Consider the following 23,512-nt stretch of genomic DNA (forward strand, 5'->3'; position numbering starts at 1 on the left):
TTACTCGGCCATCGAAGAAGAACGGGAGGTAGGGATAGGTGGAACCGGGTCATAACCACCGGGATTCCACGGATGACAGCGACCTAAACGACGAAAGGTCAGCCAGCCACCGCGAAGAAGGCCATGATTTTCGATGGCTTCTAACGCGTAGCAGGAACAACTGGGGTAGAAACGACAGTGATCGGCCATCAGAGGACTAATGGCATAGCGATAAAACTGGATCGGAACGAGTGCCAGTTTACGCATCTGGACTGTCTACCCCTACAGTTTCGGTTTTGACTGCTGGTACTGGCGAACTGCGAGCCAGGCGTTTCCAGAGTTTGCCGAAATGCTGAATCAATTCGGGGTTTTCTACGTCACCCAAACCTTTGCGCGCGACGATAACAATGTCCCAACCGACCAGTGAATCCTGGTTCAGGCGAAACGATTCGCGCATCAGACGTTTGAGGCGATTGCGCTCGACGGAGAGCTTTACGCTCTTTTTCCCGATAACCAACCCGAGACGGGGGTGATCAAGATCGTTGTTGCGCGCAAGGAGCAGGAGATTTTTCCCCGGAACCTTGCCGGTAGGGGAGTCAAAGACTGCCTTGAAATGCCGGGGGGTAAGCAGACGCTTTTCCCGACTGAAGTCCTGACTCACCTCCAGTGCCGGATTATCAAACTGCCAGACGCGCACGACCTTTGGCGCGACGACGCGACAGGACGGCACGACCGTTCTTGGTAGCCATGCGAGCACGGAAACCGTGGGTACGAGCGCGTTTGATAGTGCTTGGTTGGAAAGTACGTTTCATTGTCGTGTTACCTGGTTCGTCCACAACGGGCCGGAATGGCCCCCGTTTTAAGAGACCGGGGATTCTAGAGAAAGCAAGCCTTCAGGTCAATTTCCAACCAGCGTTTCCTTATAAATAGATCTCCAGAGGTTTTGCGCTGAACGAACCGTCGGCAAATATAAAAATAAGAAAGGAAAGTATTTAAAGCTTTTCTGTAAAGCTTATAAAAGCTAGGTCCGCACCCATCTGTGGATAAGTCAATTCAGCCCTTGTTTTACCTGCTGTACAGAGAATGACAACTACAGTGGAAAACGGTGTTCAGCCTGTGCTGCGCTGTCGGATAACCTGTGTATGGAAGGTTGGCTTATCCACAGGCTGGTTATCCACCGAGTTTCGCCCCCACTTGTGCAATGACCTCAACCCCGGTTATCCACAGAGCTTATGCACAGACCACTGGTCGTCTTTTTTGCGTATAAATGGGCGATTCTTCTTGGTCGATGAACCACCTTCGTGTGGATAAGTCGGCGTCTGGTCGCTACAATGGCCGCTTGTTTTTGCCTCACCGGCTTTCAACTTAGGGGATATCCGTGTCAGTGGAACTTTGGCAGCAGTGCGTGGAGCTTCTGCGCGATGAGCTGCCTGCCCAACAATTCAACACTTGGATCCGTCCACTACAGGTCGAAGCCGAAGGCGACGAGTTGCGTGTGTATGCACCCAATCGTTTTGTTCTGGACTGGGTCAACGAAAAGTACCTGGGGCGTGTTCTCGAATTGCTCGATGAGCACGGCAATGGCATGGCGCCTGCGCTTTCCTTATTAATAGGCAGCAAACGCAGTTCGGCACCCCGTGCCGCGCCAAACGCTCCGCTGGCTGCCGCGGCTTCCCAGGCCCAGGCTGCTCAAGCGCCCGCCAGCCCGCCGCCGCCAGCACCTGCCGCGGCTTCGACCAAGCGTGCCACGCAAAAAGTGGTTGAGGTCAACGAGGAAGAACCTTCCCGTGACAGCTTCGATCCGATGGCCGGCGCCAGTTCGCAACAGGCTCCGGTTCGTGCCGAGCAACGTACCGTGCAGGTCGAAGGTGCGCTCAAGCACACCAGTTACCTGAACCGCACCTTTACCTTCGAGAATTTCGTTGAGGGTAAATCAAACCAGTTGGCGCGCGCCGCCGCCTGGCAGGTGGCAGACAACCCCAAGCACGGTTACAACCCGCTCTTCCTTTATGGGGGCGTCGGCCTGGGTAAAACCCACTTGATGCACGCTGTGGGTAACCATCTATTAAAGAAGAACCCGAATGCCAAGGTCGTGTACCTGCATTCCGAGCGTTTCGTGGCGGACATGGTCAAGGCCCTGCAACTGAACGCGATCAACGAGTTCAAGCGCTTCTACCGTTCGGTGGATGCCTTGCTGATCGATGACATTCAGTTCTTCGCCCGCAAGGAGCGTTCCCAGGAAGAGTTTTTCCACACCTTCAACGCCCTGCTCGAAGGTGGCCAGCAGGTCATTCTCACCAGTGACCGCTACCCGAAAGAAATCGAAGGCCTTGAAGAGCGCCTCAAATCCCGCTTTGGCTGGGGTCTGACCGTGGCGGTCGAGCCACCGGAGCTGGAAACCCGCGTGGCGATCCTGATGAAAAAGGCCGATCAGGCCAAAGTCGAACTGCCCCACGACGCCGCGTTCTTCATTGCCCAACGTATTCGCTCCAACGTCCGTGAGCTGGAAGGCGCGCTCAAACGCGTGATCGCCCACTCGCACTTCATGGGTCGCGATATCACCATCGAGCTGATTCGCGAATCCCTGAAGGACTTGTTGGCGTTGCAGGATAAACTGGTCTCTGTGGATAACATTCAGCGCACCGTCGCCGAGTACTACAAGATCAAGATCTCCGACTTGCTGTCCAAACGTCGTTCGCGTTCGGTCGCTCGTCCGCGTCAGGTCGCCATGGCGTTGTCCAAGGAACTGACCAACCACAGCCTGCCGGAAATCGGCGATGTGTTTGGCGGCCGCGACCATACGACGGTCTTGCACGCATGCCGCAAGATCAACGAACTTAAGGAATCCGACGCGGACATCCGCGAGGACTACAAGAACCTGCTGCGTACGCTGACCACTTGATGAACACCAGCGCAGCTAATTAAGGCAAGGGACTAGACCATGCATTTCACCATTCAACGCGAAGCCCTGTTGAAACCCCTGCAACTGGTCGCAGGCGTCGTTGAGCGCCGACAGACCTTGCCGGTGCTCTCCAACGTGCTGCTGGTTGTCGAAGGCCAGCAATTGTCGCTGACCGGTACCGACCTGGAAGTCGAGCTGGTCGGTCGTGTTCAACTCGAAGAGCCGGCGGATCCGGGTTCCATCACCGTGCCGGCGCGCAAGCTGATGGATATCTGCAAAAGCCTGCCGAACGATGCGCTGATCGATATCAAGGTCGATGAGCAGAAGCTCGTGGTCAAGGCCGGCCGTAGCCGCTTCACCCTGTCGACTCTGCCGGCCAACGATTTCCCTACCGTGGAAGAAGGCCCGGGTTCGCTGACCTGCAGCCTCGAGCAGAGCAAACTGCGTCGCCTGATCGAGCGCACCAGCTTCGCCATGGCCCAGCAGGACGTGCGTTACTACCTCAACGGCATGTTGCTGGAAGTTTCTGCTGGCGTGATCCGCGCCGTAGCCACCGACGGTCACCGTCTGGCCATGTGCTCGATGCAGGCCGATATCGGCCAGCCGGATCGTCACCAGGTCATCGTGCCGCGCAAAGGTATCCTCGAACTGGCACGCCTGCTCACCGAGCCGGACGGCAATGTCAGCATCGTGCTGGGTCAGCATCACATCCGCGCCACCACCGGTGAATTCACCTTCACCTCGAAGCTGGTCGACGGCAAATTCCCGGACTACGAGCGCGTTCTGCCGAAAGGCGGCGACAAGCTGGTTCTTGGCGATCGCCAGGCTCTGCGCGAAGCGTTCAGCCGTACCGCGATTCTGTCCAACGAGAAGTACCGTGGTATCCGTCTGCAACTGGCCAGCGGTCAGTTGAAGATCCAGGCGAACAACCCGGAGCAGGAAGAAGCGGAAGAAGAAGTGGGCGTTGAATACAACGGTGGTTCTCTGGAAATCGGCTTCAACGTGAGCTATCTGCTCGACGTACTGGGCGTGATGACCACCGAGCAGGTTCGTCTGATCCTGTCCGACTCCAACAGCAGCGCGCTGGTGCAGGAATCGGATAACGACGACTCGGCCTACGTTGTCATGCCGATGCGTCTGTAATCATGCTCAGCAGAAGCTAGATGTCCTTAAGTCGCGTCTCGGTCACCGCGGTGCGCAATCTGCACCCGGTGACCTTCTCCCCCTCCCCCCGCATCAATATTCTTTACGGCGCCAACGGCAGCGGCAAAACCAGTGTTCTGGAAGCCATCCATCTGCTGGGGCTTGCCCGCTCGTTCCGCAGCACCCGCCTGTTGCCAGTCATTCAATACGAACAGCTTGCCTGTACGGTATTTGGCCAGGTTGAACTGGCTGAGGGTGGACATAGTGCCTTGGGCATTTCCCGGGATCGCCAAGGCGAATTCCAGATCCGTATCGATGGGCAGAATGCGCGCAGTGCAGCGCAACTGGCAGAGATCCTGCCACTGCAACTGATCAACCCGGACAGTTTTAGATTGCTGGAAGGTGCGCCGAAGATTCGCCGACAGTTTCTCGACTGGGGTGTGTTCCACGTGGAACCGCGCTTCATGTCAACCTGGCAGCGCTTGCAGAAGGCCCTGCGCCAGAGAAACTCTTGGCTGCGGCATGGTACACTTGACGCCGTTTCACAAGCGGTTTGGGACAGGGAACTGTGCCAGGCCAGCGCTGAAATTGATGAATACCGCCGCGCTTATATCAAAGCCTTGAAACCAGTCTTTGAACAAACCTTGAGCGAACTGGTTGAGCTTGAAGGCTTGACGCTCAGCTATTACCGCGGCTGGGACAAGGACCGTGAACTGAGTGCTGTGCTCGCCGGGTCTCTTCAGCGAGACCAGCAAATGGGCCATACCCAGGCCGGGCCACAACGTGCTGATTTGCGTCTCAGACTGGGCGCGCACAACGCCGCGGACATCTTGTCCCGTGGCCAGCAGAAGTTGGTGGTTTGCGCATTACGGATTGCCCAAGGGCACCTGGTCAGCCAGGCTCGACGCGGTCAGTGTATTTATCTGGTGGATGACTTGCCGTCCGAACTGGACGAGCACCACCGTCGCGCGCTTTGCCGCTTGTTGGAAGACTTACGCTGCCAGGTATTTATCACCTGTGTAGATCACGAATTATTGAGGGAAGGCTGGCAGACGGAAACGCCAGTCGCTCTGTTCCACGTGGAACAGGGCCGTATCACCCAGACCCACGACCATCGGGAGTGAAGGCATTGAGCGAAGAAAATACGTACGACTCAACGAGCATTAAAGTGCTGAAAGGCCTGGATGCCGTACGCAAACGTCCCGGTATGTATATTGGTGATACCGACGATGGCAGCGGCCTGCACCACATGGTGTTCGAGGTGGTCGACAACTCGATCGACGAAGCGCTCGCCGGCTACTGCGACGACATCAGCATCATCATCCACCCGGATGAGTCCATCACCGTTCGCGACAACGGCCGTGGCATCCCGGTAGACGTACACAAAGAAGAAGGCGTTTCGGCAGCCGAGGTCATCATGACCGTGCTGCACGCCGGCGGTAAATTCGACGACAACTCCTACAAGGTTTCCGGTGGTCTGCACGGTGTGGGTGTGTCGGTAGTTAACGCCCTGTCGGAAGAGCTGGTCCTGACCGTTCGCCGTAGTGGCAAGATCTGGGAACAGACTTACGTCCACGGTGTTCCGCAAGAGCCGATGAAAATCGTTGGCGACAGCGAAACCACTGGTACGCAGATCCATTTCAAGGCTTCCAGCGAAACCTTCAAGAACATCCACTTCAGCTGGGACATCCTGGCCAAGCGGATTCGTGAACTGTCCTTCCTCAACTCCGGTGTCGGTATCGTCCTCAAGGACGAGCGCAGCGGCAAGGAAGAGCTGTTCAAATACGAAGGCGGCCTGCGTGCGTTCGTTGAATACCTGAACACCAACAAGACTCCGGTCAACCAGGTGTTCCACTTCAACATCCAGCGTGAAGACGGCATCGGCGTGGAAATCGCCCTGCAGTGGAACGACAGCTTCAACGAGAACCTGTTGTGCTTCACCAACAACATTCCGCAGCGCGACGGCGGTACTCACCTGGTAGGTTTCCGCTCCGCGCTTACGCGTAACCTGAACACCTACATCGAAGCCGAAGGCCTGGCGAAGAAGCACAAGGTCGCCACCACCGGTGACGACGCCCGTGAAGGCCTGACCGCGATCATTTCGGTGAAAGTGCCGGATCCGAAGTTCAGTTCCCAGACCAAAGACAAGCTGGTGTCTTCCGAAGTGAAGACCGCGGTCGAACAGGAAATGGGCAAGTACTTCTCCGACTTCCTGCTGGAAAACCCGAACGAAGCAAAGCTGGTCGTCGGCAAGATGATCGACGCGGCCCGTGCCCGTGAAGCGGCACGTAAAGCCCGCGAGATGACTCGTCGCAAAGGCGCGCTGGACATCGCTGGCCTGCCGGGCAAACTGGCCGATTGCCAGGAAAAGGACCCTGCCCTGTCCGAACTGTACCTCGTGGAAGGTGACTCCGCGGGCGGCTCTGCCAAGCAGGGACGTAACCGCAAGACCCAGGCGATTCTGCCCCTCAAGGGTAAAATCCTCAACGTCGAGAAGGCACGCTTCGACAAGATGATCTCTTCCCAGGAAGTGGGCACCTTGATCACCGCGCTGGGTTGCGGCATCGGTCGCGAAGAGTACAACATCGACAAGTTGCGCTATCACAACATCATCATCATGACCGATGCTGACGTCGACGGTTCGCACATCCGTACCCTGCTGCTGACCTTCTTCTTCCGTCAGTTGCCGGAGCTGATCGAGCGTGGCTACATCTACATTGCTCAGCCGCCGCTGTACAAAGTGAAGAAAGGCAAGCAAGAGCAATACATCAAAGACGACGACGCCATGGAAGAGTACATGACGCAGTCGGCCCTGGAAGATGCGAGCCTGCACCTGAACGAGGATGCACCGGGTATCTCCGGTGAAGCCCTTGAGCGTCTGGTCAATGACTTCCGTCTGGTGATGAAGACCCTCAAGCGTCTGTCGCGCCTGTATCCACAGGAACTGACCGAGCACTTCATCTACCTGCCGGCTGTCAGCATGGAGCAACTGTCCGATCACGTAGCGATGCAGGATTGGCTGGCCCAGTACGAAGTGCGTCTGCGCACCGTCGAGAAGTCGGGTCTGGTCTACAAGGCCAGCCTGCGCGAAGACCGCGAGCGTGGCGTGTGGCTGCCAGAGGTCGAACTGATCTCCCACGGCCTGTCCAACTACGTCACCTTCAACCGCGACTTCTTCGGCAGCAACGACTACAAGACCGTTGTTTCCCTGGGCGCTCAACTGAGCACTCTGCTCGACGATGGTGCGTACATCCAGCGTGGTGAACGCCGTAAGTCGGTCACCGAGTTCAAGGAAGCCCTGGACTGGCTGATGGCCGAAAGCACCAAGCGTCACACCATCCAGCGATACAAAGGTCTGGGCGAGATGAACCCGGATCAGCTGTGGGAAACCACCATGGACCCAAGCGTGCGCCGCATGCTGAAAGTGACTATCGAAGACGCCATTGGCGCGGACCAGATCTTCAACACCCTGATGGGTGATGCGGTCGAACCTCGTCGTGACTTCATCGAAAGCAATGCTCTGGCGGTGTCCAACCTGGACTTCTGATCCCGGTCGACGCCAGCGAAAAGGCCAATGCATCTGCATTGGCCTTTTTTTATTGCCCGCGTTTCACTCACTCGCCGGCGCCACGCTCTCCAATCGATACCCATACCCATAAATCGTCAGCAACTGCCAACCGCGATCCGCCGTCAGCCCAAGCTTGTGGCGCAGGCGATAGATGTGCGTATCGAGCGGTCGTGACGACGACATTTCTTCATGGGGCCAGAACCGTTCGTACAGGTAATCCCGCGACAGCGGCCGACCGAGGTTGCTGAACAGGCAATGCGCCAGGCGGTATTCGCGTTCGGTCATGACGATCGGTTTGCCGTCGCGAGTGACAGTCAGCTCGGCTTCGTCGAAAACCAGATCATTGAAGCTCAACCCCTCGGTAGCTGAGCGCTGCTGGCCATGTCGGCGCAGGACTGCGCCAACACGGGCCTTCAGTTCATTGGGGCGGAACGGTTTGCTGACGTAGTCATCGGCGCCGGCATTCAGGGCCTGAACGATATCGCTTTCGCTGTCGCGACTGGTGAGCATGATTACCGCAGGCGGCGCTTCCATGTGTTCGCGGGTCCATAGCAGCAATGACAAACCCGTGAGGTCGGGCAGTTGCCAGTCGAGGATCAGCAGGTCGAAGGTTTCCCGACGCAGTTGACGCTTCAGGTCTTCGGTTCGTTCGAAGCTGTGCAGCGACCACGGCTGCCCCCCGACTTCGGACATCTGTTGCAGGGTTTGTTCGACTCGGCGTAATTCGGCGGGCTCATCGTCCAGAATCGCAATGCGCATACACGGTGACTCCTTGTCACTTGGGCTGCTGTTTATCGACGATAGCGGCTCAATCGACACGGTGAAAGCGAGCGGCCCGCCGTTGGTCGCGGCGTCCGCTATGATTCTTTGAGTCGACGCCTCAGACCCAGGAACCATGAAACCATCCACTCCGCCCTGCCCTGTTGGCCATGTTTGACCAACGCCATGAAAGCCGGGAGCCAAGCCAGGTACAGCGATTGTTTCGGCAATTGGTGCGCGAGTGGTTGTGGATAAGTCTTGTGCTGTTGCCGCTGACGACACTGCTGTCCTACCGCGCGCAAGTTAACCTGGACGATGCATCCCCTGGCTTGAGCGCATTGCTTTCCCTTGCTCTGGTGTCGTGCGTACTCGGGCTGTTGCTGTGGCGTCCGCGCCTGGCGCTCTGGCTGACGCTCACGGGGATGGCGTGTGCGTTGCTGACCAGTGCCGGCTTCGCGGAGTTCAAGAGGTGGTGGTCACCGACGCCTGCAGTGTTGGGGATGCTGTTTGGTTATCTGATCTGGAACTGGCGGCGTCTCAGTGTGGTGCTGACCTATTTCGGTTGGGAATTGGCGCGGCTGGACAGCGAGCCGAAAGTGTTTCCGGAGCGCCGTCATGCCCAGTACTCCGGTGGCGACCGTTTGCAGAAACAAATCGTGGCGCTGGAACAAGCCATGAGCCTGACCCGCGATACCCACCGATTCATCGCCGATGGCCTGGAATACTTGCCGGTGGCCACGTTGATCAGCGATCCCCAGGGGCAGATTCTGCTCGGCAACCGCAAGGCCCGTGATCTGTTTGGTGGGGATCTGGTTGGCGATGATGTGCTGGAGCGACTCAAACAACTCGGTTATCCGGATATGAGCCGCAGGCCGGGTTCGCCTCTATCGACCCTGCCGCTGCTGGAGTTTCGCGACCTCAAGGAACGTAGCCTGCGTCTGGAGCGTGCCGGGCTATTGCCGGTAGATGGTGAGGTTCCGGTCGGCTGGCTATGGAACCTGACTGATTTGAGTGTTGAACGCGAGGCGGAGGAGCAGCGCGCTGTCCTGTTGCGGTTTCTGTCTCATGACCTGCGGGCGCCTCACTCGGCCATCCTCGCGTTGCTCGACGTTCACCGTCATCAAGTGGGCGGTGATTCGCTGCTCTTTGATCAAATCGAATTGCAGGTACGCCGGGCCCTGGAACTGACTGACGGTTTCGTTCAACTGGCGAGGGCCGAGTCCGAGGCTTACCAGTTTCAGCCGAGCCTGTTTACGATGCTGGTGCTGGATGTGTTCGATCAGGCGCTGCCCATCGCGCAGTTGAAACAGATCGAACTGGTTCATCAAGTGGAAGAGCAGGCACAGGAAAGTCTGGTACTGGCGGATCAGGCGCTGCTGACCCGGGCGTTGTTCAATCTGCTGGAAAATGCCATCAAGTACAGTGTTTCGGGTACTCGTATCCGTTTGCACGTCAGTCAACACGACAGCTGGCTGATCTGTGAGCTCATCGATCAGGGCAAAGGTATCGCCGCTGAGGAGTTACCCGAACTGTTTAGCCAATACCGGCGCTTTTCTTCCGCCCAGGGTATCGATGGCGTAGGGTTGGGATTGTCGATGGTCAAAGCCGTTGTGGATCGACACGGCGGGCGAATCGAGTGTCGGAGTGAGGTGGGTCGGGGCACGACATTCAGGCTGCAATTTCCGCTGTTTACGGAATGAAAGCGAGCGATCCGGATCGTTTGCCCAGGGCATAAAAAAACCGGCTATATCAGCCGGTTTCTTTACGTCCAAAAAAAACTTATGCACGCTTTTATGGTTTTTATCTCTCTGAGAAATATGTAAATAAATCATAAAGTTACGTGAAAATAACGACGGTTTTCAATGAAACGGTACACAGGTTATCCACAGAATCTCAGACAGTCACCTGATCGTTTGAAACCGGCGCTTGCGGAGTCGGTGGCAGCGAGCCCATTTCCCGTTGCATCTGCTCGTTCCACGCCTGGACCCGGTCGTTCAATTCAGCAATGGCTCGTGGTCCTGTGCCTTCGGCATACATCGGTGCGCCAATGATCACAGTGATGACACCCTGCTTCTTCGCCCAACCGGTTTTCGGCCAGAACTTGCCTGCGTTGTGCGCAATCGGAAGCACGGGCAATTCGGCATTGACCGCCAGTGCGCTGCCACCGCGCGAGAACTTTCCGATGGTGCCATAAGGAACGCGCGTGCCTTCGGGGAAGATCAGCACCCAGACATTGTCCTTGAGCAATTCATCGCCTTTCTGTGCCACATGCTTGAGCGCGGCTTTCGGGTTGTCGCGATCGATGGCGATCGGTCGCAGCATGGCCATGGCCCAACCGAAGAACGGCACATAGAGCAACTCACGTTTGAGCACCTGGCTCAGCGGTGAGAAGTAAGCAGAGAGAAAGAACGTCTCCCACGTGCTTTGGTGGTTCGACTGAATGACACAAGGCTGTTCAGGTACATTCTCGGCACCCTTCACTTCGTAGCGGATACCCAGAAACACTTTGCTCAGCCACAAGGCGCAGCGGCACCAATACACGTTGATGAAGCGATAACGTGCCTTGAAAGGCAGAAACGGCGCGATAAAAAAGCTCAGGCTGCACCACAGCAAGGAGCTGGTGCCCAGCAGCAGGTAAAAGAGGAAGGTTCTGATGGCCTGCAATATCGACATGGTGACGTTTACCGTTGCGGGAATTGCCCGTCCTATATAAAGCGCACTTCCCTTTCATCCCTGGTCAGGATCAATCGAAGCGCACACTCACTCAAGGGCATTTGTGGATAAGTTCTGCGGCAATCGCCGCCAGATCGTCAAAAATCAATGTGCCTACCGGAAGGGTCTTGCCCAAAGTCTTTTCGCCTTTCCCGGTCTTTACCAAAACTGGCTGTGAATCGACGGCTTTGGCGGCTTCCAGGTCACCAAGGCTGTCGCCGACGAACCAGAGATCGGTCAGCGACACGTTGTAATGAGCGGCGATGGTTTTCAACATCCCGGGTTTCGGCTTGCGGCAATCGCAGCCTTCGTCCGGCCCGTGGGGGCAGTAGACGATCAGGCCGACTTCGCCGCCCTGCTCCGCCACCAGCGCGCGCAAGCGCTCGTGCATGGCATCCAGGGTGGCGAGGTCGTAATAGCCACGAGCGATGCCCGACTGGTTGGTAGCGACCGCTACCGTCCAGCCGGCCTTGCTCAACTGCGCGATGGCTTCGATCGAGCCGGGGAGCGGAATCCACTCCTCCACCGACTTGATGTAAGCGTCGGAGTCGTAATTGATCACCCCGTCCCGATCGAGAATCAGCAGTTTCAACAGCAACTCCTCAGCCCAGCAGCGAAATGTCGGCAACGCCGAGGAACAACCCACGCAGACGCGCCAGCAATGCATAACGGTTGGCGCGGACTTTTGCGTCCTCCGCATTGACCATCACGGCTTCGAAGAACGCATCCACCGGCTCGCGCAGTGCAGCCAGACGTGCCAGGGATTCGCTGTACTGACGCGAGGCGGCCATTGGCTGCACAGCCTGGTCAGCCTGTTGGATCGCCGAGTACAGGGAGAACTCGTTGGCATTGTCGAAATACTTGGCTTCCACGACGGTAGGCACCGAGCCTTCGACCTTGCTCAGCAGGTTCGACACTCGCTTGTTCACGGCGGCCAGGGCAGCGGCTTCTGGCAGTTTGCGGAAGGCCTCTACCGCTTGCACGCGCTGGTCGAAGTCCAGGGCCGAGCCAGGCTTCAGGGCACGCACCGACAGGTAGGTGGCAACGTCGACACCTTCGTCTTCGTAACGGGCACGCAGACGGTCGAAGATGAACTCCAGCACCGAGTCATTGAGGCCGGCAGCCTTGACCTTGGCACCGAACGCATCCACGGCGAAGGCCACGGCGTCGGTCAGGTCCAGGTCCAGTTGTTTCTCGATCAGGATGCGCAACACACCCAGTGCGGCACGGCGCAGGGCATACGGGTCTTTGCTGCCGGTTGGCAGCATGCCGATGCCGAAGATACCGACGAGGGTATCGAGCTTGTCGGCGATGGCCACGGCCGCACCGGTCAGGGTGCTCGGCAGTTCAGCGCCAGCACCGCGCGGCATGTACTGCTCGTTCAGGGCCAGTGCGACATCTTCCGGCTCGCCGTCGTTGAGGGCGTAGTAGTAACCGGCGACACCTTGCATCTCCGGGAACTCGCCGACCATTTCGGTCGCCAGGTCGCACTTGGACAGCAAGCCTGCACGAGCGGCCCAGGAAGCGTTGCCACCGATTCGCGCAGCGATGTAGGCGGCCAGTTTGGAAACGCGCTCGGCCTTGTCATAGACGCTGCCGAGTTTTTCCTGGAACACCACGTTCTGCAGGCGCAGGTTGAAGTCTTCGAGCTTCTGCTTCTTGTCTTGCTTGAAGAAGAACTCGGCGTCGGTCAGGCGTGGGCGAACCACTTTCTCGTTACCGGCGATGATCTGCTGCGGGTCTTTGCTTTCGATGTTGGCCACGGTAATGAAACGTGGCAGCAACTTGCCGTCGGCGTCCAGCAGGCAGAAGTACTTCTGGTTGTCCTGCATGGTGGTGATCAGTGCTTCTTGCGGCACGTCGAGGAAGCGCTCCTCGAACGAGCACACCAGCGGTACTGGCCATTCGACCAGCGCAGTCACTTCATCGAGCAGGGCTGGCGGAACGATTGCCGTGCCTTCCTGGCGGGTGGCCAGTTCTTCGGTGCGCTTGCTGATGATCTCGCGACGCTCGTTGGCGTCGGCCAGCACGTAGGCGGCACGCAGGTCGGCCAGGTAGCTGGACGGCGAACCGATGCGCACGCTCTCCGGGTGATGGAAGCGGTGACCACGGGAATCGCGGCCGGCCTTCTGGGCGAGGATGGTGCAGTCGATGACCTGGTCACCGAGCAGCATCACCAGCCATTGGGTCGGACGAACGAATTCTTCCTTGCGCGCGCCCCAACGCATGCGTTTCGGGATCGGCAGGTCGTTCAGGGAATCTTCGACGATGGTCGGCAGCAGGCTCGAGGTCGGCTTGCCGGCGATGCTCTGGCTGTAGCGCAGTTTCGGGCCGCTCTGGTCGATTTCGCTCAGCTCGACGCCGCATTTCTTGGCAAAACCCAGGGCCGCCTGGGTCGGGTTGCCTTCGGCATCGAAGGCCGCCTGGAGTGGCGGGCCGTCGAGGTTGATGCTGCGATCCGGCTGCTGGGTGGCCAGTGCGGTGATCAGCACGGCCAGGCGGCGCGGGGCGGCGTAAACGGTTTTGGATTCGTAGTTCAGGCCGGCAGCTTGCAGGCCCTTGTCGATACCGGCGAGGAACGCCTCGGCCAGGGTGTTCAGGGCTTTGGGTGGCAGTTCTTCAGTGCCCAGTTCAACCAGAAAATCCAGAGCACTCATTGTGCAGCCTCCAGCTTGGCCAGTACTTCATCACGCAGGTCCGGGGTTGCCATCGGGAAGCCCAGCTTGGCGCGAGCCAGCAGGTAGGCTTGCGCAACGGAACGCGCCAGGGTGCGTACACGCAGGATGTATTGCTGACGCGCAGTCACCGAGATTGCCCGGCGCGCATCCAGCAGGTTGAAGGTGTGGGAAGCCTTCAACACCATTTCGTAGCTCGGCAACGGCAGCGGCTGGTCGAGTTCGATCAGACGCTTGGCTTCGCTTTCGTAGAAATCGAACAGTTCGAACAGCTTGTCGACGTTGGCGTGTTCGAAGTTGTAGGTCGACTGTTCCACTTCGTTCTGGTGGAACACGTCGCCGTAGGTCACTTTGCCGAACGGGCCGTCAGCCCAGACCAGGTCGTAGACCGAGTCCACGCCTTGCAGGTACATGGCCAGGCGCTCGAGACCGTAGGTGATCTCGCCGGTCACCGGGTAGCACTCGATGCCGCCCGCTTGCTGGAAATAGGTGAACTGGGTCACTTCCATGCCGTTGAGCCACACTTCCCAACCCAGACCCCAGGCGCCGAGGGTCGGCGATTCCCAGTTGTCTTCGACGAAGCGGATGTCGTGGACCAGCGGGTCCAGACCGACGTGCTTGAGGGAGCCCAGGTACAGTTCCTGGAAGTTGTCCGGGTTCGGCTTCAGGACGACCTGGAACTGGTAGTAGTGCTGCAGACGGTTCGGGTTTTCGCCGTAGCGGCCGTCAGTCGGACGGCGGCTTGGCTGCACGTAGGCGGCGTTCCAGGTTTCCGGGCCAATGGCGCGCAGGAATGTTGCAGTGTGGAAAGTGCCGGCGCCTACTTCCATATCGTAGGGCTGAAGTACCACGCAACCTTGCTCGGCCCAGTATTGCTGGAGGGCGAGGATCAAGTCTTGGAAGGTACGCACGGCTGGCGTAGGCTGGCTCACGAAATTCACCTGTTTCTTGGGCTGCGATTTAAAGAGCGGGAGTATACCCGATTCATGGCTGCGCACGCCCCCTGGAGCCTTATGCCACGCTGCTTTTGGTGTTCCGAAGATCCGCTGTACATGGCTTATCACGATCAGGAGTGGGGCACGCCGCTACGCGATGCGCAGGGATTGTTCGAGTTGCTTTTGCTCGAAGGGTTCCAGGCCGGGCTTTCCTGGATCACCGTGCTGCGCAAACGCGAGCATTATCGTCAGGTGATGTTCGGTTTTGATGTCCAGCGCGTGGCGCAGATGAGCGATGCCGAAATCGACGAGTTGATGCTCGATCCGGGCATCATCCGCAACCGCCTCAAGCTCAACGCGGCCCGGCGCAATGCCCAGGCCTGGCTGGCGCTGGAGGACCCGGTGGAATTTCTCTGGTCGTTCGTCGCAGGCAAGCCTGTGATCAATCATTTCAAGGATCGCAGCGAAGTCCCGGCCGTGACGCCGACCGCCGTGGAAATGAGCAAAGGCCTGAAAAAAGCCGGTTTCACGTTTGTCGGGCCGACCATTTGCTATGCGCTGATGCAGGCCTCGGGCATGGTCATGGATCACACCCGTGATTGCGACCGCTACGCGCAGCTGGCGAACGGCGGTTAGAATGGCCGCCTCGCGCACAGCACAAGATCAGGAGTGACCTGTGGATAAGTTGAAAGGCGCCTTGTTGGTAGGCGCTCTGCGGCTGTTTGCCCTGCTTCCGTGGAGGGCCGTGCAGGCCGTGGGCTCGGCGATTGGCTGGGTCATGTGGAAAACCCCGAACCGTTCCCGCGACGTGGTACGGATCAATCTGTCCAAGTGCTTTCCGGACATGGACCCTGCCGAGCGTGAACGCCTGGTGGGCCAGAGCCTGAAAGACATCGGCAAGTCCCTGACCGAAAGCGCCTGTGCCTGGATCTGGCCGGCCCAGCGCTCCATCGACCTGGTGCGCGAAGTCGAAGGCCTCGACATATTGAAGGACGCCCTCGCCTCCGGCAAAGGCGTGGTCGGCATCACCAGCCACCTGGGCAACTGGGAAGTGCTCAATCACTTCTATTGCAGCCAGTGCAAACCGATCATTTTTTACCGTCCGCCCAAATTGAAGGCGGTGGATGAATTGCTGCAAAAGCAGCGGGTGCAGTTGGGTAACAAGGTCGCTGCTTCCACCAAGGAAGGCATCCTCAGTGTCATCAAGGAAGTGCGCAAAGGTGGTGCAGTGGGCATTCCTGCTGACCCGGAACCGGCCGAATCCGCCGGGATCTTCGTGCCGTTCTTCGCCACTCAGGCGCTGACCAGCAAGTTCGTACCGAACATGCTGGCCGGCGGCAAAGCGGTCGGCGTGTTCCTTCACGCCCTGCGCCTGCCGGACGGTTCAGGCTACAAAGTGATCCTCGAAGCCGCGCCAGAGGCCATGTACAGCACCGATACGGCGGAGTCCTGTGCGGCCATGAGTAAAGTGGTCGAGCGTTATGTCGGGGCCTACCCGAGCCAGTACATGTGGAGCATGAAGCGCTTCAAGAAGCGTCCGCCGGGTGAAGAGCGTTGGTACTGACTGACTTGGCACACTCTGTGGATAACCTGTAGGAGCGAGCTTGCTCGCGATGGACGTTAACGATGATGTGGGCTGCCAGGTTGAACGCGGCGCCCTGGCATCCATCGCAAGCAAGCTCGCTCCTACACGTATCCACAGCCGTTCATCAAGGGCGCAGAAGATGTCCGAGCACAGCAAGTCATTTCGCATCAAGATCAGTCACGAAAGCTTCGGCGATTGCCTGGGCCAGACGCGCAACCTGTCGGCCACCGGCGTTTACGTCAAGCATCCGAAACTGTCGGCGCTGCCCCGGGGCGCGGTGGTCTACGGACAGGTGCAGGACTTGCCCACAGGCGCGCCACGGGTACGCATGGAAGTGGTGCTGGTCGATGCCGAGGGCATCGGTTTGCGTTATCTCTGATCAGTGCGCCTGACGCTCGAGCTTCTTCAGGAACACCGTCATTTCCTTCTCGGCCTGTTTGTCGCCATGGTCGCGAGCAGCCTCCAGGCCCTGCTCCCAGGCCTGCCGCGCGGCCGCAAAGTCCGCCAGCGCCAGATGGGCCTTGCCCAGTAGTTTCCATGCCGCCGAATACTTCGGATCGAATTCGACGCAGCGTTGAAAATGCTCCGCAGCCTTGGCGTTCTCCCCCAGATCCAGATAACCCTTGCCCAGGCCGAAGCGCAGCAAAGCGTTATCCACACCCTTGGCGAGCATTTTTTCCAGGGATTCGATCATGGGGATATTTCCGAATGGGTGTCGTTTTCAAAATCGCCTTCGCCGGCAAGCCGGCTCCTACAGGTCATGCGCATGCCATTGTAGGAGGTGGTTTGCCAGCCAAGGCGGTCCAAGGGGTCAGAAGAAGCTCAACCCCACATGGAACAACTTTTCCACATCGCGAATATGCTTTTTATCCACAAGGAACAAAATCACATGGTCGCCCGTTTCGATCACGGTGTCATCGTGGGCGATGATCACTTCTTCGTCGCGGATAATCGCACCGATGGTGGTGCCCGGCGGCAGGCCGATGTTCTCGATGGCCTTGCCGATCACCTTGCTCGATTTCGCATCGCCGTGGGCAATCGCCTCGATGGCCTCCGCTGCGCCTCGGCGCAGTGAGTGCACGCTGACGATGTCACCCCGGCGCACGTGGGCCAGCAAGGTGCCGATGGTCGCCAGTTGCGGGCTGATGGCGATGTCGATGTCGCCACCCTGGATCAAATCGACATAGGCCGGGTTGTTGATGATGGTCATCACCTTCTTCGCACCCAGGCGCTTGGCCAGCAGCGACGACATGATGTTGGCTTCATCGTCGTTGGTCAGGGCGAGGAACAGATCTGCGTCGGCGATGTTCTCCTCCAGCAGCAGGTCACGGTCCGAGGCGCTGCCCTGCAACACCACGGTGCTGTCGAGGTGGTCAGAGAGATGGCGGCAGCGTGCCGGGTTCATCTCGATGACTTTTACCTGATAACGGCTTTCGATGGCCTCGGCCAAACGCTCGCCGATCTGCCCGCCACCGGCGATGACGATGCGTTTATAGGTTTCGTCGAGACGGCGCATTTCGCTCATGACCGCGCGAATGTTCGCTTTGGCAGCAATGAAAAATACTTCGTCGTCGGCCTCGATCACCGTGTCGCCCTGGGGCAGGATCGGCCGGTCACGACGGAAAATCGCCGCAACGCGGGTCTCCACGTTCGGCATGTGTTCACGCAACTGCCGCAGTTGCTGACCCACCAGTGGCCCGCCGTAGTACGCCCGCACCGCCACCAGTTGCGCCTTGCCTTCGGCGAAGTCGATCACCTGCAAGGCGCCCGGATGCTGGATCAGGCGCTTGATGTAGTTGGTGACCACTTGTTCCGGGCTGATCAGCACGTCCACCGGAATCGCTTCGTTCTGGAACAACTGCTCTTCGCGGGTCAGGTACGCGGCTTCGCGAACCCGGGCGATCTTGGTCGGGGTGTGGAACAAGGTGTGGGCGACCTGGCAGGCGACCATGTTGGTTTCATCGCTGTTGGTCACGGCGACCAGCATGTCGGCGTCATCGGCCCCGGCCTGGCGCAACACGGTCGGGAATGAGCCGCGACCTTGTACGGTGCGGATGTCCAGGCGGTCGCCAAGGTCGCGCAGGCGTTCGCCATCGGTGTCGACCACAGTAATATCGTTGGCTTCACTGGCCAGGTGTTCCGCCAGCGAACCGCCGACCTGCCCTGCACCCAGGATGATGATTTTCATCCAGTCACTCCATTGAATCCATTTAACCGCGCGCAGCGGCGATCTTGATCAGCTTGGCGTAGTAGAACCCGTCGTGGCCGCCTTCCTGGGCCAGCAACTGGCGACCATGGGGCTGCTTGATACCAGCCGCCGTGGCAAGGTCCAGTTCACGGGCACCCGGCGTGCGGGCGAGGAAGGCTTCGATGACTTCGGTGTTCTCGGTCGGCAGCGTGGAACAGGTGGCGTACAGCAGAATGCCGCCAACCTCCAACGTGCTCCACATGGCGTCGAGCAACTCGCCTTGCAGCAGCGCCAGTGCGGCGATGTCGTCGGGTTGGCGGGTCAGCTTGATGTCCGGGTGACGACGAATCACGCCGGTGGCCGAACAGGGTGCGTCCAGCAGGATGCGCTGGAACGGCTTGCCGTCCCACCACGTCTGAGTGTCGCGACCGTCGGCGGCAATCAGTTCGGCGCTCAGTTTCAGGCGTTCGAGGTTTTCCCGCACCCGCACCAGGCGCTTGGCTTCCAGGTCCACCGCCACGACGCCGGCCAGCTTTGGCTCGGCTTCGAGAATATGGCAGGTCTTGCCACCCGGTGCGCAGCAGGCGTCCAGCACCCGCTGGCCCGGTGCCAGATCCAGCAGATCAGCGGCCAGTTGCGCGGCTTCGTCCTGCACGCTGATCCAGCCTTCGGCGAAACCCGGCAGGCTGCGCACATCGGTGGCCGCTTCGAGCATGATGCCATCTCGGCTGTAGACGCACGGCGTGGCGGCGATACCCGCGTCAGTCAGCAATCCGAGGTAGGCATCCCGGGTGTGATGGCGACGGTTGACCCGCAGAATCATTGGCGGATGCGCGTTGTTGGCGGCGCAAATGGCTTCCCACTGTTCTGGCCAGAATGCCTTCAGGGATTTTTGCAGCCAACGCGGGTGGGCAGTGCGCACCACCGGATCGCGTTCCAGTTCGGCGAAAATCGTTTCGCTTTCGCGCTGAGCGTTACGCAGAACAGCGTTGAGCAAGGCCTTGGCCCAAGGCTTTTTCAGCTTGTCGGCGCAACCGACAGTTTCACCGATGGCGGCATGGGCCGGCACACGGGTGTAGAGCAGTTGATAGAGACCGACCAGCAACAGCGCCTCGACATCGGCGTCAGCGGCCTTGAACGGCTTCTGCAACAGTTTGTCCGCCAGCGCCGACAAACGCGGCTGCCAGCGTGCGGTGCCGAACGCCAGGTCCTGGGTGAAGCCGCGATCACGGTCCTCGACCTTGTCCAGTTGCGTGGGCAGCGAACTGTTGAGCGATGCTTTTCCGTTCAGGACAGCGGCGAGTGCCTTGGCGGCGGCCAGACGCGGATTCATTGAGCGTCCGCCGCTTGGCCGAGGACGGTGCCGATGGCAAATTTCTCACGGCGGCTGTTGAACAGGTCGCTGAAGTTCAGCGCCTTGCCGCCAGGCAATTGCAGGCGGGTCAGGCACAAGGCCTGTTCCCCGCAGGCGACGGTCAGACCGTCCTTGCTGGCGCCGAGGATTTCACCCGGGGTGCCTTTGCCTTCGGCGAGGTTCGCGGCCAGCACTTTCAGGGCTTCGTCATTCAAGGTGCTGTGGGTGATCGGCCACGGGTTGAAGGCGCGGACCAGGCGTTCCAGCTCAACCGCCGGGCGAGTCCAGTCGATGCGTGCTTCGTCCTTGTTCAATTTGTGCGCATAGGTGGCCAGGCTGTCGTCCTGGATTTCGCCCTCCAGGGTTCCGGCGGCGAGGCCGGCAATTGCCTGGACCACGGCCGGCGGGCCCATTTCGGCGAGCCGATCATGCAGGCTGCCGCCAGTGTCTTCGGCGCTGATCGGGGTGATGACCTTGAGCAGCATCGGCCCGGTGTCGAGGCCGGCTTCCATGCGCATCACGGTCACGCCGCTTTCGGCGTCCCCCGCTTCCACGGCGCGCTGGATCGGCGCCGCACCACGCCAGCGTGGCAGCAGCGAGGCGTGGCTGTTGATACAACCCAGGTGCGGAATATCCAGCACTACCTGCGGCAGGATCAGGCCGTAGGCGACCACCACCATCAAGTCCGGTTTCAGCGCAGCCAGTTCCGCTTGTGCGTCTGCGTTGCGCAGGGTCGGCGGCTGCAACACCGGGATGTTGTTTTCCAGCGCCAGCTGCTTGACCGGGCTCGGCATCAGTTTTTGCCCGCGGCCGGCCGGACGATCCGGTTGGGTGTAGACCGCGACGATCTCGTAAGGGCTGCTCAGCAGGGCCTTGAGGTGTTCGGCGGCGAATTCCGGGGTGCCGGCAAAGACAATGCGCAGTGGCTCAGTCATGGGTGACGTCTCTTGAAAAGAAAAAGGCTTGCCGCAGCAAGCCTTTGAAGATGGGCATCAGGCGTTCTGGCGATGAAGCTTTTCCAGTTTCTTCTTGATGCGGTCGCGTTTGAGCGTGGACAGGTAATCGACGAACAATTTGCCGTTGAGGTGGTCGCATTCGTGCTGGATGCACACGGCGAGCAAATCTTCGGCGATCAGTTCGTAAGGCTGGCCGTCGCGGTCCAGCGCCTTGACCTTGACCCGTTGCGGGCGATCGACGTTTTCGTAGAAGCCCGGCACCGACAGGCAGCCTTCCTGATACTGGCCCATCTCGTCGGTCAGCGTTTCGAGTTTGGGGTTGATGAACACTCGAGGCTCGGTGCGGTCTTCGGAGAGGTCCATCACGACGATACGTTTGTGCACGTTGACCTGGGTCGCGGCGAGGCCGATGCCAGGCGCTTCATACATTGTTTCAAACATGTCGTCGACCAACTGACGCACTTCGTCGTCCACTACGGCCACTGGTTTGGCGATAGTGCGCAGACGCGGATCAGGGAACTCGAGGATGTTTAAAATGGCCATAAGCTTGATTAGTGCACGTGTGAAGTAAGGTCGGGTCGATGGCCTGGCGGGTCCGAAGAAATGCAGGCTACCGTTGTAAAACGTAGCTCCCTTCTTTTGACAAGCAAGTTTTGACAAGCAAGCCGGGAGCGAGCCACCGAGGGCTCTGGCGTTTCACGCGAACGCATATAATAAAGGGATTCACCGCATGAGGAAATCACTACTCGCCCTGCTGCTCCTGGCTTCGGCAGGTTGGGCACACGGGCAAGTGCAACTTCGGGAAGATATTCCCACCATAAAGCTGTCGCCACAGGTGCGCAGCAGCCCGGTGACCGAGGCTATCCCCAGCATTGCGCTGAAATCGATCAACAGTTTTCTGCTGAGCAACCGCATCGTCGACAAGGCCGAGGATTTCGAAACGGCGCCCTACATTGTCGCCGGCGATGCCGAGCGCGTGCTCAGCGGCACCGGTGACCGGATCTTTGCCCGCGGCCATTTCGACCCGGCGCAACCGGTGTACGGCATCTTCCGCCAAGGCAAGGTCTACACCGATCCGCAGAGCAAGGAGTTCCTGGGGATCAACGCCGACGACATCGGCGGCGGCGAGGTCGTGGCCACCGAAGGCGACGTCGCCACCCTGGTGTTGCAACGCACGACCCAGGAAGTCCGCCTCGGCGACCGCCTGTTCAGCGGCGAAGAACGCTCGATCAATTCGACTTTCATGCCCAGCGCGCCGGGCACCGAGGTCAACGGCTTGATCATCGATGTGCCGCGTGGGGTGACGCAGATCGGCGCACTGGACGTGGTCACGCTGAACAAGGGGCAGCGCGATGGACTGGTCGAAGGCAATGTCCTGGCGGTGATGAAAACCGGCGAAACCGTGCGGGACCGGATCACCGGCCAGCCGTTGAAGATTCCCGATGAGCGCGCAGGTCTGCTGATGGTTTTCCGTACTTACGACAAGCTCAGTTATGGGCTGGTGCTCAGCGCCTCACGCTCGTTGTCGGTGATGGACAAGGTGCGAAATCCCTAAGCTAGCCTCACAAGTTACCAACAGAGTTATCCACAGCTTATTCCCGTTTGTACGGATGCTCATAGCGATCAAGGATGATCCATGTCGATGTCTACTGTTACACCGGTTTCCCCCGCGGAACTTGAAGCTCGATTACGTCTGCACCGTTTGCCGGAACTCGGTGCTGCGCGCTTCAAGAAGTTGCTCGAAGCTTTCGGCTCGGCATCCAAAGCGCTTAGTGCGCCCGCCAGTGCCTGGCGCGCGCTGGGTTTGCCACTGGCCTGTTCCGAGGCCAGACGAAGCACTGAAACTCGTGACGGTGCCAGCCATGCATTGGCCTGGTTAGAGCGTCCGGCCCAGCATTTGCTGATGTGGGACCAACCGGACTACCCGGCACTGCTGGCACAAATCAGCGATGCACCACCGCTGTTATTTGTCGCGGGCAACCCAGGCATTCTGGAAAAACCACAACTGGCGATGGTCGGCAGTCGTCGCGCGTCCCGGCCGGGGATGGACACCGCTGCCGCGTTTTCCCGCAGCCTGGCCGGTGCCGGTTTTGTCATTACCAGCGGTCTGGCCCTGGGTATTGACGCCGCTGCACACCAGGCTGCGCTGGACGTCGGCGGGCAAACGGTCGGTGTGCTCGGTACGGGGCTCGAGAAGTTTTATCCACAGCGAAACCGACGCCTGGCGGACGCCATGATCGCTTCGGGCAGCGCAGTGCTTTCGGAGTTTCCGCTGGATGCAGGCCCCAGTGCCGGCAACTTCCCTCGGCGCAACCGGATCATCAGTGGTTTGTCACTCGGGGTGCTGGTGGTCGAAGCCAGTGTCGCCAGCGGTTCACTGATCACCGCGAGGCTGGCAGCGGAACAGGGGCGCGAAGTGTTTGCGATGCCCGGGTCGATCCATCATCCCGGCGCCCGCGGCTGCCATCAGTTGATCCGTGACGGTGCGGTGCTGGTGGAAACCATCGAACATATCCTCGAAGCCTTGCGCGGCTGGCAACGACTGTCGTTATCCACAGAAACCTGCACCACTGCATCGAGTCACCCACTGTTGAAGCTGTTGCATGCTGCGCCTCACACCAGTGAAGCGCTGGCCGACGCAAGCGGCTGGGCTTTGCCGAAAGTGCTGGTGGCGTTGACAGAACTGGAAATGGACGGTCGCGCCGTTTGCGAAAGCGGGCGCTGGTTTGCGCGGGTGAGCTAGGTTTTATAAACAA

The 23,512-nt window shown here is 59.3% G+C and carries 23 protein-coding genes; 10 read left to right on the forward strand and 13 right to left on the reverse strand.

Annotation, left to right across the window (positions count from 1 at the left end):
• The 3 genes from yidD to rpmH are packed head-to-tail and all read right to left on the reverse strand — an operon-like array spanning nt 1 to nt 791.
• Complete coding sequence (yidD, locus tag PMI31_RS29925) at nt 1-246, reverse strand: membrane protein insertion efficiency factor YidD (RefSeq protein ID WP_010565858.1); 246 nt, start codon at nt 244-246, stop codon at nt 1-3.
• Nucleotides 239-640: a ribonuclease P protein component gene (gene rnpA / locus PMI31_RS12495; protein ID WP_015097448.1), complete on the reverse strand. Its 402-nt coding sequence runs from the start codon at nt 638-640 to the stop codon at nt 239-241. The genes yidD and rnpA overlap by 8 nt, the downstream gene beginning before the upstream one ends.
• Nucleotides 641-656: 16 nt before the next feature.
• Entirely contained in the window at nt 657-791 is a 135-nt protein-coding gene (gene rpmH, locus PMI31_RS29930; RefSeq protein WP_003213577.1) for a 50S ribosomal protein L34, read from the reverse strand.
• Between the two features lie 566 nt (nt 792-1,357).
• Here rpmH and dnaA point away from each other — a divergent pair.
• From dnaA to gyrB, 4 genes are read left to right on the forward strand one after another with little or no spacing between them, the layout of a single operon-like run.
• Complete coding sequence (gene dnaA / locus PMI31_RS12500; protein WP_008018378.1) at nt 1,358-2,881, forward strand: chromosomal replication initiator protein DnaA; 1,524 nt, start codon at nt 1,358-1,360, stop codon at nt 2,879-2,881.
• A gap of 39 nt (nt 2,882-2,920) precedes the next feature.
• Complete coding sequence (gene dnaN, locus PMI31_RS12505; RefSeq protein ID WP_007969885.1) at nt 2,921-4,024, forward strand: DNA polymerase III subunit beta; 1,104 nt, start codon at nt 2,921-2,923, stop codon at nt 4,022-4,024.
• Between the two features lie 20 nt (nt 4,025-4,044).
• Nucleotides 4,045-5,148, forward strand: a complete 1,104-nt coding sequence (recF, locus tag PMI31_RS12510; RefSeq protein ID WP_007969883.1) for a DNA replication/repair protein RecF — start codon at nt 4,045-4,047, stop codon at nt 5,146-5,148.
• 5 nt (nt 5,149-5,153) lie between these two features.
• Complete coding sequence (gene gyrB, locus PMI31_RS12515) at nt 5,154-7,571, forward strand: DNA topoisomerase (ATP-hydrolyzing) subunit B (protein ID WP_008018380.1); 2,418 nt, start codon at nt 5,154-5,156, stop codon at nt 7,569-7,571.
• 63 nt (nt 7,572-7,634) lie between these two features.
• Here the strand turns inward: gyrB and PMI31_RS12520 are convergent, their stop codons facing one another.
• On the reverse strand, nt 7,635-8,351 hold the full coding sequence (locus tag PMI31_RS12520; RefSeq protein ID WP_008018381.1) for a response regulator transcription factor: 717 nt from the start codon (nt 8,349-8,351) through the stop codon (nt 7,635-7,637).
• A gap of 170 nt (nt 8,352-8,521) precedes the next feature.
• Between PMI31_RS12520 and PMI31_RS12525 the strand changes: the two genes are divergently transcribed.
• On the forward strand, nt 8,522-10,051 hold the full coding sequence (locus PMI31_RS12525) for a sensor histidine kinase (protein ID WP_008018382.1): 1,530 nt from the start codon (nt 8,522-8,524) through the stop codon (nt 10,049-10,051).
• Between the two features lie 193 nt (nt 10,052-10,244).
• On the opposite strand, the gene PMI31_RS12530 is transcribed toward PMI31_RS12525, so the two are convergent.
• From PMI31_RS12530 to glyQ, 4 genes are all read right to left on the reverse strand, one after another.
• A complete protein-coding gene (locus PMI31_RS12530; protein WP_008018383.1) occupies nt 10,245-11,024 on the reverse strand; it encodes a lysophospholipid acyltransferase family protein in 780 nt (259 codons plus the stop codon).
• A 91-nt stretch (nt 11,025-11,115) separates the two neighbouring features.
• Nucleotides 11,116-11,661, reverse strand: a complete 546-nt coding sequence (gmhB, locus tag PMI31_RS12535; RefSeq protein ID WP_177323565.1) for a D-glycero-beta-D-manno-heptose 1,7-bisphosphate 7-phosphatase — start codon at nt 11,659-11,661, stop codon at nt 11,116-11,118.
• A gap of 4 nt (nt 11,662-11,665) precedes the next feature.
• Nucleotides 11,666-13,720, reverse strand: coding sequence for a glycine--tRNA ligase subunit beta (gene glyS, locus PMI31_RS12540; protein ID WP_008018386.1), 2,055 nt, complete (start codon nt 13,718-13,720; stop codon nt 11,666-11,668).
• Nucleotides 13,717-14,670: a glycine--tRNA ligase subunit alpha gene (gene glyQ / locus PMI31_RS12545; protein ID WP_003187265.1), complete on the reverse strand. Its 954-nt coding sequence runs from the start codon at nt 14,668-14,670 to the stop codon at nt 13,717-13,719. The genes glyS and glyQ overlap by 4 nt, the downstream gene beginning before the upstream one ends.
• A gap of 81 nt (nt 14,671-14,751) precedes the next feature.
• Here glyQ and tag point away from each other — a divergent pair, with 81 nt between their 5' ends.
• From tag to PMI31_RS12560, 3 genes are all read left to right on the forward strand, one after another.
• Nucleotides 14,752-15,309 carry a DNA-3-methyladenine glycosylase I gene (gene tag / locus PMI31_RS12550; RefSeq protein WP_008018388.1) on the forward strand — a complete coding sequence of 186 codons (558 nt, stop codon included), beginning with the start codon at nt 14,752-14,754 and terminating at the stop codon, nt 15,307-15,309.
• Nucleotides 15,310-15,349: 40 nt separating this feature from the next.
• Nucleotides 15,350-16,237 carry a lysophospholipid acyltransferase gene (locus tag PMI31_RS12555; RefSeq protein ID WP_008018389.1) on the forward strand — a complete coding sequence of 296 codons (888 nt, stop codon included), beginning with the start codon at nt 15,350-15,352 and terminating at the stop codon, nt 16,235-16,237.
• Nucleotides 16,238-16,397: 160 nt separating this feature from the next.
• The gene (locus PMI31_RS12560) at nt 16,398-16,637 is read left to right on the forward strand and encodes a hypothetical protein (RefSeq protein WP_043302359.1); all 240 of its coding nucleotides are present in this window, start codon (nt 16,398-16,400) and stop codon (nt 16,635-16,637) included.
• Here the strand turns inward: PMI31_RS12560 and PMI31_RS12565 are convergent, their stop codons facing one another.
• From PMI31_RS12565 to def, 5 genes are all read right to left on the reverse strand, one after another.
• Entirely contained in the window at nt 16,638-16,952 is a 315-nt protein-coding gene (locus PMI31_RS12565) for a tetratricopeptide repeat protein (RefSeq protein WP_008018391.1), read from the reverse strand.
• Nucleotides 16,953-17,069: 117 nt separating this feature from the next.
• On the reverse strand, nt 17,070-18,446 hold the full coding sequence (gene trkA, locus PMI31_RS12570) for a Trk system potassium transporter TrkA (RefSeq protein ID WP_008002298.1): 1,377 nt from the start codon (nt 18,444-18,446) through the stop codon (nt 17,070-17,072).
• Between the two features lie 22 nt (nt 18,447-18,468).
• On the reverse strand, nt 18,469-19,779 hold the full coding sequence (rsmB, locus tag PMI31_RS12575; protein ID WP_008018392.1) for a 16S rRNA (cytosine(967)-C(5))-methyltransferase RsmB: 1,311 nt from the start codon (nt 19,777-19,779) through the stop codon (nt 18,469-18,471).
• A complete protein-coding gene (gene fmt / locus PMI31_RS12580; RefSeq protein WP_008018393.1) occupies nt 19,776-20,735 on the reverse strand; it encodes a methionyl-tRNA formyltransferase in 960 nt (319 codons plus the stop codon). Before fmt ends, rsmB begins: the two co-directional genes overlap by 4 nt.
• Nucleotides 20,736-20,792: 57 nt before the next feature.
• The gene (def, locus tag PMI31_RS12585) at nt 20,793-21,299 is read right to left on the reverse strand and encodes a peptide deformylase (protein WP_008018394.1); all 507 of its coding nucleotides are present in this window, start codon (nt 21,297-21,299) and stop codon (nt 20,793-20,795) included.
• A gap of 187 nt (nt 21,300-21,486) precedes the next feature.
• Between def and PMI31_RS12590 the strand changes: the two genes are divergently transcribed.
• Nucleotides 21,487-22,311, forward strand: a complete 825-nt coding sequence (locus PMI31_RS12590) for a hypothetical protein (RefSeq protein WP_008018395.1) — start codon at nt 21,487-21,489, stop codon at nt 22,309-22,311.
• Nucleotides 22,312-22,392: 81 nt separating this feature from the next.
• Nucleotides 22,393-23,499: a DNA-processing protein DprA gene (dprA, locus tag PMI31_RS12595; protein ID WP_008018396.1), complete on the forward strand. Its 1,107-nt coding sequence runs from the start codon at nt 22,393-22,395 to the stop codon at nt 23,497-23,499.
• Nucleotides 23,500-23,512 lie beyond the last annotated feature (13 nt).

It is taken from the genome of Pseudomonas sp. GM55, assembly GCF_000282395.1.
GTDB lineage: Bacteria > Pseudomonadota > Gammaproteobacteria > Pseudomonadales > Pseudomonadaceae > Aquipseudomonas > Aquipseudomonas fluorescens_CC.